This is a genomic window from Novosphingobium marinum, assembly GCF_013408095.1.
GTDB lineage: Bacteria > Pseudomonadota > Alphaproteobacteria > Sphingomonadales > Sphingomonadaceae > Novosphingobium > Novosphingobium marinum.
Genome location: NZ_JACBZF010000003.1, coordinates 319344 through 332301 on the forward strand (window position 1 = coordinate 319344; position 12958 = coordinate 332301).

A 12958-nucleotide genomic window follows, 5' to 3' on the forward strand; every position below is an offset into this window, starting at 1 on the left:
GCCCTCCACCAAATGAAGGTCGAGGTCAATTGCGTCAAACTTTCTGACAGCTCCTCAACCCCGTCACGCAGCTGAGGTGTCCAAGCTCGGCGGACGCCGCAGTCCTTTGACCAACATAGCCGCGCTCAACAGCTATTGTACCTGAGAGACGGAACCCCGCGCCAGGCTTGGGTGAAGCGCGGGGTTCCTGAACGGCCCCGGGACACCTGCGATCCGCAGGGTTCAGGGGGAGGTGGGGCAGCCATTCGATTAACGAGGAGAAAACCGATCAGGACCGGATTTGGTTTCACCGTACACCTAATCGCTTACGCTTCTTGCCAATCTATATTGAACCGCCCCGGGATTGCCGGAGGCCATTCGGTTTAAATTATGCCGCCATGGGCGTGTCGTCCAGCATGGCGTAGTATCGTGCTTCAGCTTCGGCAGGCGGGATATTGCCGATGGGCGCGAGCAGGCGCCGGTTGTTGAACCAGTCGACCCATTCGAGCGTGGCGTATTCCACGGCTTCAAATGATCGCCACGGACCTCGGCGGTGGATGACCTCGGCCTTGTAAAGGCCGTTGATCGTTTCGGCCAAGGCGTTGTCGTAGCTGTCGCCAACACTGCCGACCGATGGTTCGATCCCGGCTTCGGCAAGACGCTCGGTATACTTGATCGAGACATATTGGCTGCCACGATCACTGTGGTGGATCAGGCCGCCACGGTGAACAGGCCGTCGGTCATGGACCGCCTGCTTCAGGGCATCGAGTACAAAGCTGGCATGCGCCGTTCTGCTCACCCGCCAGCCCACGATATAGCGGGCGTAAACGTCGATCACGAAGGCGACATAGACGAACCCGGACCACGTCGCGACGTAGGTGAAGTCCGAGACCCACAGCATGTTGGGTGCCGGTGCATGGGACTGGCGGTTGACCTGATCGAGCGGACATGGCGCTGCCTTGTCGCTCATCGTCGTCTTCACCGGCTTCCCCCGGATCACGCCCTGCAGGCCCAGCTCACGCATCAGCCGTTCCACCGTGCAGCGGGCAATATCGAAGCCCTCGCGCTGCATCTGCCGCCACACCTTGCGATACCCGTAGACCTTGAAGTTGGCATCGAACACGCGCTGAACCTCGGGCTTCATTGCTTCGTCGCGCTGGGCGCGTGGTGACAGGCGCGACGGATCGCGGCGCTGTGCGACACGCTCGTGGTAGGTTGATGGGGCGATCGGCAGAACCCGGCAGATCGGCTCGACCCCATACTCACCCCGATGCTCATCAATGAAGCTGGTCATCGCTTGAACGGGCGGTCGAGCTCCGCCTGGGCAAAATATGCAGAGGCCTTGCGCAGGATCTCGTTGGCCTGGCGCAGCTCGCGGTTCTCGCGTTCCAGCGCCTTCAGCTTGTCTGCAACCTCCACCGGTACGCCGGCACGCTTGCCGCTGTTCACCTCGGCTTTCTTCACCCACTCCAGCAACGTGTGCCCTGAACAGCCAATCATCGCCGCTATGGATGTGATCGCTGCCCACCGGGATGGATGCTCGCTCTCTTGGTCCAGAACCAGGCGGACTGCCCGCTCGCGAACTTCCGGTGCAAACTTGTTCGTCGTCTTGCTCATCGTAGACCCTTCCTCTCAGGAGTTAGGGCCTCCGACAATCCCGGGGCGGTTCAATATATCGAACAGATAGATCCACTCGCAGGTGTGGCGACGCGCTCAAATTCTAGCATGAGCATGCTCTATTCACGCCGACATGCAATTGCTGGCAACCTGTTCGCGCAATTAGTCGATCGGTTCTTGGATCACACGCAAATACGGTTTCTTTTCGTCCCAGCCATCAGGATATTTGGCTTTCGCATCTTCGTCCGACAAGGAAGGCGGAATGATCACATCATCACCCTTCTGCCAATTAACCGGTGTCGCTACACCCTTGCGTTCGGTGAGTTGGACCGAATCCAGCAGCCGGAGCACTTCATCGAAATTCCGCCCGCTGCTCATCGGATAAAGCAGCATGGCACGAATTTTCTTGTCTGGGTCGATGATATAGACAGCGCGGACGGTGGCATTGTCGGCTGCGGTTCGCCCCTCCGCATTGCCCGTTTCGTCGGCCGGCAGCATGTTATAAAGCTTGGCAACCTGAAGGTCGCTGTCGCCGACCACGGGATAGTCGACCTTATTTCCGCTCACCTCTTCGATATCGGGAAGCCAATCGCGATTATCCTGGCTGCTGTCGACCGACAGGCCGATAATCTTAGTGCCGCGTTTGGCAAATTCCTCGCCGAGCCCGGCCATGTAACCAAGCTCGGTCGTGCAAACCGGTGTAAATGCCTTGGGATGGGAAAAGAGGATTGCCCAGCTGTCACCCATCCAATGATGGAAGTGAATGCTGCCTTGTGTGGTCTGAGCTGTGAAGTCGGGGGCTGTCGAGCCAATTGAAAGGGTCATGTAGATACTCCTATTTATCTTGTGGGAACTCAGGGCACATTACTAGGGTCAGGACCTATTAATTTGCATTGAAGACGAAGACGTGATTCAGAGTGGCAAAGGAGCTTTGCCATGTCTGATCTGTTTTTGCTTTCGCCGTTGCAGATGTCGAAGATCGAACCGTTTTTTCCAAGGTCGCACGGAGTCCCCCGCGTCGATGACCGGCGTGTTGTCTCTGGCATTGTTTATGTGCTCAAGCATGGGCTTCAATGGCGCGATGCTCCACCGGCCTATGGTCCTCACAAGACGCTTTACAATCGCTTTCGACGTTGGACCGAGATGGGCGTGTTCGACAAGATATTCAGTCATTTGGCAGCTGAAAGCGGCCCACCCGACACACTCATGATCGATGCAACCCACCTGAAGGCGCATCGCACGGCTTGCAGCCTGCTAAAAGGGGGGCACTTCCCAGACATATCGGGCGCACAAAAGGCGGTCTGAACTCAAAGTTGCACGCCATATGCGATGGCGAAGGGCGACCGCTCTTCATGTGCCTGACTGCCGGACAAACTTCAGACCATGTCGGAGCCAAAATCCTCTATCCGACGCTGCCGGAACATGGTGATACACTGATGATCGGCGACAAAGGATACGACTCCGATCAATACCGCCAAGCCTTGAAGGCGAAAGGCATTAGCGCCTGTATCCCGCCACGCAAAGGACGCAACTCACCAGCGGCGTTCTGCAAAACACAATACAAACAGCGCCATAAAGTCGAAAACATGTTCGCCAAACTCAAAGACTGGCGAAGGGTCGCAACCCGATACGACCGACGCGCCGATGTCTTCATGGCCGCAATCATCATCGCGGCCATCGTCATATGGTGGCTCTAATGAGTCCTGACCCTAGCGATTTTCTGAGAAGAATGCGGGTCCGACCTCGTCTTCATCCTGTTCCTCAAGGATGGGCACCAGATCCGCTTTGCTCGGGTCAACCGGTCATACGACAAACCGATCCCAGCCAGCATAATGCTCACCGCTACGCTTGCCTTGAGGCAGGCTCAGTCCGATCAAGAGCAGGCCGGCCACAACCGACGCCACCGTTCCGGCAGACGACGCCCCCGCAAGGAGGAATGGCGCTGCGACAAGCCAGGCACCGAATGCAGCATTGATGAAGCGGAGGGCGCGCGCGACTTCCGCAGTCGCGATGATTGCCACCGTAATCACCAAAGCACCCACCACGTGATCGCTGTTGGCCATCGCGCCCTCGCTGCCAAGCGTGATCCTTGTCAGCATCAGCCAGGCTCCCAGAGCCGTGCTGGCCATCAGGGTCCAGGGGAAGGTTACGCCGCGCACCGTGTTGTTCCAGATCGAGCGCGCATCGGTCATATAGTCGGTATCGTCGATTTCGCCGTGTGACACTGCGCCGCCCTTGAAGAAGGTTCGGATAAGCGGTTTGCCTTCCTTTTTCGACCAGTAGAGATACTGTCCCATGGCGATGACTTCATCGAGCGAGAACGGGATCATGATGAGCATCGCAAGGGCAGCGATCAGAGCCGGCGTACTCCACGTTCCGATCATGATCGGCTGAATGATCACGAAGTAGATACTGACCACGCCCAGCGGAATGACCAGAATGCCGAAAAAGGTGACCATCCACGGCATCGTGCGCCAGCGCGCGCGGGTTCCCATGACCGCCATCAGGATTTCGAGCACATAGCTGACCGCGCCAAGCCCGGCATCCGGGATCGGCCAGGCCTTGGATACATCCGAAGTGATGATTTCCTCGGTCCCGTTCTTGGGATCGGCGAGCGATCCGGAAAAAAACGGTTCCCACGCCACATCGATATGGCCCAGCTGGTAGGAGGTGAGCATGCGCGATATCAACAGGCCGATAATGCCCATCGCAACAATCGGGAATCGCTGGGCATCTGTCGAGGGACTGTAGGACCACCCGGGCGGGATGGACTTCTTGTCCATCATCCCTTCCATGCTCATGCCGGGCATCATTGGCACCAGCACCGAAAATGCGATCGCCAGTGTACCGACAAGCAGATTGGTCAGATATTGGGCCGCGCTCGGACTCCAGAAGAACAACGGCGCGAAAAGCAGCCAGATGCCAATGAAGGCTGTCGCCCACTGTCCGAACCAGGCGGTGCGCTTCGAAAGCGACATCGCGCCGAAGATCATCAATGCGATCCCGCTCAGCATATCGCTTAGGGCAAGAGCGTTGGCCCGCCATTCGATCGATGGCAAACCCCGCTCCAGAGTGACCGCTACGACCGACGCACGGGCAGTATCGGCGGATACGACGTCATAGACACCCGGACTTGCAGCGAGCCACAGACCGAGCCCGATGACAGCAAACTGCGTCCAGCGGGCACCACGCTGGGGGCCGTCCATGTCGTGCATGTCGCCGTCCATCTGGTGCCCATCATGAGCCATATCGGTGTCATGCGATTGGGGCCGCGCCGGTTCGGTCTTCCCTGCATCCGAACTCTTTGGATGCCAAGCTACGCGGGACGTGTTCAGCTTATTCGTTTCGTACCAGTCCTGCGGGTCGGCTTTCAACGCGTCGATGATGGTCGGAAGCGTGTCGCGGAGCGAATGTTCTGGCTCCCACCCCAACAGGTTCCGGGCACGGGAGATATCAAGGATGTAGTGAGCGTTGGCATCATCGACCATCCATTGCTTGATGAATCCGTCATGGCCAAGGACTTCTTCCTCGATCCACGTGCCCAGTTTCGCCACGCTCTTTGGAATGCGCACTGTCGTCCATTCCTCGCCGTGGATCCGGCAATGGACGATGTCCTGAATCTCGGCGTAGCCCAGCGTTTCGGGCTCGCCGACAAGTATCGGCGTCTCGCCCTCGAGGTCAGCGCGATTTGCAATTGTACGCTCTACCGCTCTGGTCAGATCTTCGAGGTGCAGTGCCGATTGCGCTGCGCACAACATGCCGGGATACAGATGCGCCGACACGCGGTGCTCATAGACACCGGCAATTTGTTCGGCGAGAAAGGCGGAGTGCCCCTTATCGTCATAGACTCCGGCGAACCGCAGGAACACAACCGGAATGTCGCCACGGTTCTCGCGCAGTACCTGCTCGGCGTCGGCTTTCGACTGGGGGTAAGGCCAGGTTGGTCCGAGCGGGCTCGATTCGTCGATACGTACGCCCGGCAGCGGTTTGGGCTCGTGTACAAGCATTGAGCTTGCATAGATGAACTGTTCGATGTCGAAGGCCTGCAGCGCCGTGATCAGTCGGCGTGAACCCTCAACGTTGACCTTCTCGTAGAGAGGATTGGGCTCGCCGGTGATATCGAAATAGGCGGCCAGATGGATACAGGCAGCAAGCTCGTTTCCGAAATCGTCCCTGACCTTTTCGAGGGCAGCAGACACGGACGCGTCATCGGCGAGATCTATCGAATAAGAAGCGGCGAGATCGGGATTATCCTCGACGGGAGACCGGTCGAGACCAATCACGCGATATGTCCTGCCGAGGCGCTGCGTCAGCGCGCGCCCAATATATCCGTTCGCGCCTGTAATCAGAACGATACGCTTGTCCATGGGAGTGCCCTCGATTTGGTAGCCGGAAGATGTTCGACTTCGGTACGATGAAGACGGCAGCCGCTCCCTTCAAGGAGCGGCTGCTGCATGTCGCCGCCCTAACAACAGCCGGAGGATTTCCCATCTGCGCGTGACTGGGAAACTTCCTGCACGAGCTCGGCCGTCTTCGCATCGCTTCCGGTACGGGCGACATCGGCTTGCGAAACCATGCCGCAGCATTTCCCGTCATCGTCGATAACCGGGACACGGCGAACCTGGTTTTTCTCCATGGATGCTAGACAGTCTTCCAGAGAGGTGTCGGGGGTAACGCTTACAACCGACCGGGTCATCACGTCTCCGACGCGTGTCTCCGCCGACATTCCCTCGGCCACGGCCCTGCAACACACGTCGCGATCCGTGATCACGCCGACAAGACCACCTTCATCGTCGACGACCGGAATTTGCCCACAATCATTGTCAATCATAAGCCTGGCGGCGTCCTGAAGGCTTTGGTTTTCCTTGCAGCATGCCGGATCGCTAGTCATAATTTCGCTGGTTTTCATCTGTCTCTCCAAAAGTTCGGCGTTCCGTTCAATGGGAAGCCATCTCCGCCTAAGCAAATGGAGGACGTGACCGCCGCATCGAATCATCGGGTCCAGCAAACCTAGTGCTTGCCATCATTGGAAGGTCAAGGCCGGCTTGCGAGATTCCAGACTTCCAACAATCTGGCGCCGGGTCGGTTTCCATGGCCCAAGGCTGAAACGATCAAGCATTGGTTTGTCTCAATAGAGACGTTTATTCGTGCTCGATGCAAATACCTCCTGACCCTCCAACGATGGCAAGCGGCACCGTGGGCCAGGGCCCGGTGAGTGGATCTTCGTAGGCTGTTCGGTTTGGAGCTACGGAACTCGACCCAGCATATTCGGGTCTGTGGCGATGCCAGAACTTCGTGGCAGCGGGCTGCATTACGCAAGACAGGAAACTCTGTCGGCATAGGCAAGCGAAGGGGGAAAGACCGATGGCTTGGGGTTTAGCGGCGATCATGGTCGTCATCGTATCGTGGGTTTTCTACCGGTACTTCGCCCCGCGCGGATGGCGCGAATGGACCGGCGCCGGCCTCGTGCAGGCTTTCATCATCGCCCTCTACGCTGAAATGTTCGGCTTTCCGCTGACAGTCTATGTGCTCATACGGACGTTCGGACTAGACCGGGAGTATATCAGCGCCAATCTGTGGTCGACACTCGTGGGTCTGGGCGAAACCGGGATGTTTGTCTCGATGCTGGTAGGCTACTCGCTAGCGATCATCGGCGTGGGAATGTTCATTCACGGATGGCGCGCGGTCTATAAGGCGCGTCACGATGACCGGCTTGTCACCGATGGACAATATCGTTTCGTACGGCACCCGCAGTATACCGGGCTGTTTCTCGCTCTGTTCGGAGAAGGCGTCATTCATTGGCCGACAATCTTTTCGGTCGTTCTCTTCCCGGTCATCGTGCTTGCCTACTATCTTCTCGCGCGCAAGGAAGAACGCGGCATGATCCGTAAATTTGGCGACGAGTATCGCGCTTATATGCGCAAGGTCCCAATGCTGCTGCCACGCCCCAGTCGTTGGAAAGAGCTGGCCAAGAAATCGCAGCAGCCAAGAAGCTAACGGGACCTGGGCCAAGCGCCAACTCTGCATACCCATATCAAGAGAAACGGCGCTGGACCCGGCGAACGGTAGGCGTGAAATTTCGGGGTGGAGGATAATTGTCCTGCACCTGCCTGCGCGTCCTCATACAGAGAAGTTTCGGGGTCTTCCGTGCCTTTAACGGCTGATGTCCAATGAGCCGCCTTGACCTTCCCATGATGGGAAGGACTACATTGTGGGTCGAACCTTAATCTGGCGCTGCGGAGATGCTTTCTATGCAATCAAAAGAATCACGATTGACGCGCCGCGCGGTCCTCGCCGGTTCCGGTGCTCTGGCCATTGGCGGCGGATTGGCCGCCGTTCTGGGAGCCGGAGGTAAAACGCCGGTGGGTGCCAGCACAACCGCCGGTCGCCGCGTCCTCAAGGCCGGAACGACCAGCGCGCCACTTATCGACGAAGCCTTTCAAATACCAGTGTGGGGTTACAATGGCTCGGTACCGGGTCCTGCTCTCAGGGTTGGGCAGGGAGAGGCCTTCGAGGTCCTGCTGGAAAACGCTCTGGATGAGGAAACAACCATCCATTGGCACGGCGTTCGTGTTCCCAACGCGATGGATGGCGTTCCCCACCTCACCCAGCCCCCCGTGGAGCCCGGCGAAAGGTTCAGATATGCCTTTACGCCGGAGGATGCGGGCACTTTCTGGTACCATCCCCATCAGCGCAGCTTCGAGCAGGTCGGTCGCGGCCTCTACGGACCGCTCATTATCGAAGAGGCAGATCCGCCGCAGGTCGATCGCGACCTCGTCTGGATGCTCGACGACTGGAGGCTCGATGACCAGGGGCAAATAAGTGGAGGGTTCGGCAGTCGGCACGACGCGATGATGGCAGGCCGGATCGGCAACACGATCACTATCAACGGAAAGCCGTCGGCACCACTGATCGCGAGGCCGAATGAGCGGATCAGGCTGCGGCTCGTGAACGCTGCCAATGCCCGCATCTTCGGGCTCGATTTCGGTGACCTCGATCCAATGGTCGTCGCGCTCGACGGCCAGCCCGTCAAGCCTCACCGCCTAAGCGCGCCCCTGCTTCTCGGGCCGGCAATGCGGGCGGACCTGATCGTCGATTTCGATTATCCCGCCGGGACCCGGCATTCACTGCGCGATGTGTTCTATGATGGACTGGAATACGAACTCACCACATTCGAGTGTCAGGGCAAAGAGGTCAGGGAAAGACGCCTGCCCGACCCCGCGCCGCTACCGCCCAACCCTCTCGCCGAACCCGAACTGGCAACGGCCGAGCGTCACCGGATCATATTCGGTGGCGGAATGATGGGCATGATGGGGCGAACAGCCAGCGGCTCTGACGCGCGGAACGAACAACGAACCGGCTCCGGCATGATGATGGAGCGGATGGGAGGTTCGGGAATGATGTCCGGAGGAATGATGGGCTGGACCGTCAACGGTGTTTCGGCGAGCGGCCATGTTCACGATCCGATTATTTCCGCCGCGCGAGGAACCACGCTTCTCCTCGACATGACCAATGAGACTGCGTGGTGGCACCCGATCCATCTGCATGGCCACAGTTTCCGTGTCTTGTCGCGCAATGGACAGCCGACACGATATCAAGAGTGGCAGGATACCGTGCTCATGGCGCCCGAAGAGCGCGTCGAGATCGCATTCGTAGCGGACAACCCGGGCGACTGGATGTTCCATTGCCATATTCTCGAACACCAGGCCGCAGGAATGATGGCCACCATTCGAGTTAACTGAAAGAAAGGAAAACTGATGCGTTTGTTACCCAAGGTCTTGATGTCGTTTTCGGCCCTCGCGCTGCTGCCCTCGGCAGCGGCGGCACAGGAAGCAAGACCATTTGCCACGATCTTCAAGAACCCTCAGTGTAGTTGCTGTGAAAGCTACGGCGACTATCTCGAAGCCAGCGGATATGAGGTGAAGATGGTCGCGACCCACGACCTCGCCCTAATCAAGGAACGCCAGGGTGTGCCCGCCGGGCTCGAGGGATGCCATACGATGCTCATCGGCGGCTACTTCGTCGATGGACATGTGCCGGCCGACAGCGTTGACCGCCTGCTGGAGGAACGCCCGCGGATTTCAGGCATCACGCTTCCCGGCATGCCTGCAGGTTCGCCGGGCATGGGCGGTGCCAAGACAGGCACGTGGACGATTACGGGCGTAAGAGCGGATGGTGCCACGAGCGTCTTTGCGCGATACTGAGCACCGTCCGAAGCCTAGCAAACGCGCTCGAAGCCAAACTTGTGACCAACGTCCTTGGGACGAGCCGGATTGGCATCGTCAGCGAGGTCCTTGAGGATGGGACAGTCGGGACGTTCGTCATTCGTACAATTCTCGAAAAGATGTTCGAGCGCGTCTATCATAGAATGGATTTCGGCAGCCTTCGACCGCAGGGCCGAAAGATGGCCATCCGCCACTCGGCGAACGTCCTTGCTCGCTCGGGTGTCGTTTTTCCATAAATCGAGCAGTTCGGAAATATCGTCGACCGAGAAGCCTAGATTGCGGGCGCGTCGCACAAACCGGAGCGTATGGATATCTGCCGGAGTGTAGAGGCGGTAACCGGCATCGGTCCGGTCCGCCGCCTCGATCAAACCGATCTTTTCATAATGTCGGATCATCTTGGCAGAAACCCCGCTCGTTGCAGCCGCCTCGCCAATCGTGTGTGAATGTTTCATGTGGGCGCTTTAACCTTCCAATGATGGGAATGCAAGGTGGCTGGCTGAAAGCCGGGAAAATCCCCACAAAGTGTCTTGACCTTCCAATGATGGGAAGCCCTACTTAATGTGCATTGGTTGATTCGATGAAGGATACGACATGACTATTCCGTCGTCCCGAGCCCCGGTGCCCGTTACCGCCATTTCCGCACGCTCCAATACCGATGCGGAAGGCCTCTGTTCTGCCGGTAAAGGCCGACAGCGCAAGTGGATGCTCGCCCTTGGTGTCGTTCTGGCATTGGCCGCGCTGGCGCTTGGCTCGATGTGGTTGGGCTTCGCAGCCATTCTTCCGTTTCTTTATGTACTGCCCTGCCTGGCAATGGTCGCCATGTGCATGCGCAAGAGCGGAACGTCGACCGAAACCTGAAAACCCGTGCCGAATTCGCTCGTGCGCCGAAGAATAAAGGACGGAGCGAAGCCCAAGGCATCAATAATTTGAAAGGAAAGATCATATGAACACTTTTAAGATGACCGCACTCGGTGCGCTCGCGACGGTTGGCCTCGCAACGACGGCCGTCGCGCAGTCCAAGGTCGATCACCGTCCCGACAGAGCCCAAAACACGCAGGAGCAGCAGCGCGCAGAAATGCGGGGCGGAATGCAAGGCGATATGAGCGAGAGGGAGATGTCCGGCATGATGGCCATGATGAACGATCCGGAGATGCGCGCCGAGATGATGGAAATGATGCGTAACTGCAATGAAATGATGAAAAAGAAGCGCGAGCAGATGGCGCAAGGCGAAGCAGGCTGAAGCCTGCGTGCCAGTATGTCTGACGCTTCAACCAGTCCCCCCACCTGCCCCGCATGAACCTGCGGGGCAGGACCCTTCTGTTATAAGGCCAATGCAAACGCTATGACGATAGTCCGCCAGGATAGAACGATGGGGCGCCGCGCGGTGGCGGCAAACCTGCGCTTGCCGGTGACGGCTCGTTTCCGTATTGTGGGATGATGCGGATGCTGCGCGCTCTCGGCCTTATCTTGGTTGGCGTTGGACTCTTTGTTCAAACGGCAGCTCATGCGTCGGCGCTTCCCCAGGAGCCGAGCATGGTCGAGCGCAATTGCAACGACATGGTCATGGACACCACCGACGACGAGGCTGAAAGATCGCCGTGCGCCGACCTGCGGCTCGATTGCCTGGTTGCCCTTGGCTGCATTCCGCCGCTTGTCATGACTCAAGACCTCGCGGTTGTGAGGGTGCCGCTGGCGGTCGCTAGCCAGTTTACCGATCTCGCTTTCTTCGAGTTGACTGGCACCGGCGCAGGGCCGGAACCGCCCCCTCCGCAAGCCTAGAAACCTGGAATTGATGCAGATATAGCTCTGCAGGCTATGGCTGGACATTTTGCGCGCGCGAAGGATGTGCGCGAACTGTCTCGAACGCGCGCTCGCCGCGCCCTTTAGCGGAATCCTACTGTCATGAAACGAATATGCTGGACCGCGCTTCCGGTCCTGCTGGCTATCGCGCCGGCGAGTCACGCCCAATCGGTGGGCTATGAAGAAACTCTAGAGGCTGCGGTCAGCGGCCAGCCCCAGGTTCGCACCAGCGAACTACGGCTCGACGCCCGGCGAGAGATCGCCGAGGCGGCTGACGAACTGCCCGATCCGCAATTGCGCGGCGGCATTCGTAACCTCCCGGTGACGGGGCCGGACATTCTCGATCCCACGATGATGACCATGGTCGAGATCGGGATCGAGCAGGACTTTCCCAACCTTGCCGAACGGCGTGCCCGTGCGGGCATCGCTTCTGCGGATATCGATTTTGCTTCGGCCCAACTGGCTCATGCGCGGCACATGGCACGACTGGGCGCTGGACGCGCGTGGATCTCGCTTGCCTATGCCCAGCGCGCGGATCTGGTCGTTGGCGAAGCACTAGACGAGATCGAACGCCTCGTACCCCTTGCGCGCAGTTCGGTTGCGGCGGGTACTGCACGGCCTGGCGAAAGTCTGGAGATCCGCCGAGCCGTCCTTGAAGTGGAAGACGCGCGGACGCGGATCGCGGCAGAGCGCGAAGCCGCGCAGGCTCGTCTCGGCCGATTTATTGGCGCCGAGAATGCGGTCGCTTCGGGCGAAATTCCACCGGTCGATATCCAAGCCGAGCGGCTGCGGGCTACGCTGGAATACAACCCGGAGATTATTCTGGCGGCAGCTCAAGTCCGTCAGGCTGACGCGGCAATCGACCTCGCGCGGTCGGACTTGCGCCCGGATTTCAGCGTCGGGGTCAGTTACGGCGTCAGGGAGCGCCAATATGGTGATTTGTTTTCCGTTATGGGGACGGTCACCTTGCCGCTGTTCAGCAAGAAAAGGCAGGAGCCACGCATTGCTGCGGCGCGGTCGGAAGCGGCTGCGGCACGTGAGGCGCAGCTCGACGAGCTGCGCGCGCTCGAGGCGCAATTCGAGGCTGATCTGGCCGCCTGGCGCAGCGCCTTCCGACAATGGCAGCGCGCGACCGAGGAGTTGCTTCCATTGGCCGAAAGCCGAGCCGAACTCGAACGAGCCAGCTTTGCGGCGGGCAGAGCGGAACTGCTCGACGTGATCGAAGCCATCAAGGCGCTGGCGCTGCTTCGCATCGATATTCTCGAACGCGAGGAAGCGACTGTCGAAGCTGCCGCCAACCTACGACTGACATACAAGGAACGCCATCTATGAGAGCC

Annotated in this window: 13 protein-coding genes and 1 other annotated feature; of the genes, 8 read left to right on the forward strand and 5 right to left on the reverse strand. The window is 58.9% G+C overall.

Translation table 11 applies throughout. The features are described from left to right. Nucleotides 1-367 precede the first annotated feature (367 nt). Both FHS75_RS10910 and FHS75_RS10915 read right to left on the reverse strand, forming a co-directional pair. Nucleotides 368-1596, reverse strand: a protein-coding gene (locus FHS75_RS10910) for an IS3 family transposase (RefSeq protein ID WP_179407711.1) whose coding sequence is annotated in 2 segments (ribosomal slippage) — nucleotides 368-1308 and nucleotides 1308-1596 — 1230 coding nt in all. Because the reading frame shifts where the segments join, the coding sequence is not laid out codon by codon here. After that, nucleotides 1199-1315, reverse strand: a sequence feature (AL1L pseudoknot). (Overlaps the previous gene by 117 nt.) A gap of 162 nt (nucleotides 1597-1758) precedes the next feature. After that, entirely contained in the window at nucleotides 1759-2421 is a 663-nt protein-coding gene (locus tag FHS75_RS10915) for a peroxiredoxin (protein WP_179407712.1), read from the reverse strand. Nucleotides 2422-2532: 111 nt separating this feature from the next. Here FHS75_RS10915 and FHS75_RS10920 point away from each other — a divergent pair. Further along, nucleotides 2533-3293 (forward strand): IS5 family transposase gene (locus FHS75_RS10920; protein WP_373284999.1). Its coding sequence is split into 2 segments (ribosomal slippage): nucleotides 2533-2865 and nucleotides 2868-3293, totalling 759 coding nucleotides; the frame shifts between segments, so codons are not numbered across the junction. A gap of 105 nt (nucleotides 3294-3398) precedes the next feature. Here FHS75_RS10920 and FHS75_RS10925 read toward each other — a convergent pair. Together FHS75_RS10925 and FHS75_RS10930 are read right to left on the reverse strand one after the other, a co-directional pair. Then, a complete protein-coding gene (locus tag FHS75_RS10925) occupies nucleotides 3399-5963 on the reverse strand; it encodes an NAD-dependent epimerase/dehydratase family protein (protein WP_179407714.1) in 2565 nt (854 codons plus the stop codon). Nucleotides 5964-6061: 98 nt separating this feature from the next. Further along, nucleotides 6062-6505 carry a CBS domain-containing protein gene (locus FHS75_RS10930; RefSeq protein WP_054527527.1) on the reverse strand — a complete coding sequence of 148 codons (444 nt, stop codon included), beginning with the start codon at nucleotides 6503-6505 and terminating at the stop codon, nucleotides 6062-6064. Nucleotides 6506-6984: 479 nt separating this feature from the next. Between FHS75_RS10930 and FHS75_RS10935 the strand changes: the two genes are divergently transcribed. The 3 genes from FHS75_RS10935 to FHS75_RS10945 all read left to right on the forward strand — a co-directional run bounded on the left by FHS75_RS10935 (nucleotide 6985) and on the right by FHS75_RS10945 (nucleotide 9800). Then, entirely contained in the window at nucleotides 6985-7593 is a 609-nt protein-coding gene (locus tag FHS75_RS10935) for a methyltransferase family protein (RefSeq protein WP_218845207.1), read from the forward strand. A gap of 275 nt (nucleotides 7594-7868) precedes the next feature. Beyond that, entirely contained in the window at nucleotides 7869-9338 is a 1470-nt protein-coding gene (locus FHS75_RS10940) for a multicopper oxidase family protein (RefSeq protein ID WP_218845208.1), read from the forward strand. Between the two features lie 15 nt (nucleotides 9339-9353). Next, a complete protein-coding gene (locus tag FHS75_RS10945) occupies nucleotides 9354-9800 on the forward strand; it encodes a DUF411 domain-containing protein (protein WP_054527531.1) in 447 nt (148 codons plus the stop codon). Between the two features lie 14 nt (nucleotides 9801-9814). Here the strand turns inward: FHS75_RS10945 and FHS75_RS10950 are convergent, their stop codons facing one another. Further along, nucleotides 9815-10273 carry a Cu(I)-responsive transcriptional regulator gene (locus FHS75_RS10950; protein WP_054527532.1) on the reverse strand — a complete coding sequence of 153 codons (459 nt, stop codon included), beginning with the start codon at nucleotides 10271-10273 and terminating at the stop codon, nucleotides 9815-9817. Between the two features lie 139 nt (nucleotides 10274-10412). On the opposite strand from FHS75_RS10950, the gene FHS75_RS10955 reads away from it, so the two are divergent. The 4 genes from FHS75_RS10955 (at nucleotide 10413) to FHS75_RS10970 (ending at nucleotide 12953) form a co-directional block, all read left to right on the forward strand. Beyond that, the gene (locus tag FHS75_RS10955; protein ID WP_179407717.1) at nucleotides 10413-10679 is read left to right on the forward strand and encodes a hypothetical protein; all 267 of its coding nucleotides are present in this window, start codon (nucleotides 10413-10415) and stop codon (nucleotides 10677-10679) included. 100 nt (nucleotides 10680-10779) lie between these two features. Beyond that, nucleotides 10780-11061, forward strand: a complete 282-nt coding sequence (locus tag FHS75_RS10960; RefSeq protein ID WP_179407718.1) for a hypothetical protein — start codon at nucleotides 10780-10782, stop codon at nucleotides 11059-11061. Between the two features lie 293 nt (nucleotides 11062-11354). Then, the gene (locus tag FHS75_RS10965) at nucleotides 11355-11600 is read left to right on the forward strand and encodes a hypothetical protein (protein ID WP_179407719.1); all 246 of its coding nucleotides are present in this window, start codon (nucleotides 11355-11357) and stop codon (nucleotides 11598-11600) included. Between the two features lie 123 nt (nucleotides 11601-11723). Next, nucleotides 11724-12953 (forward strand): TolC family protein, encoded by a 1230-nt coding sequence (locus FHS75_RS10970; RefSeq protein ID WP_179407720.1) that lies wholly within the window; start codon nucleotides 11724-11726, stop codon nucleotides 12951-12953. The last annotated feature ends 5 nt before the right edge of the window (nucleotides 12954-12958 follow it).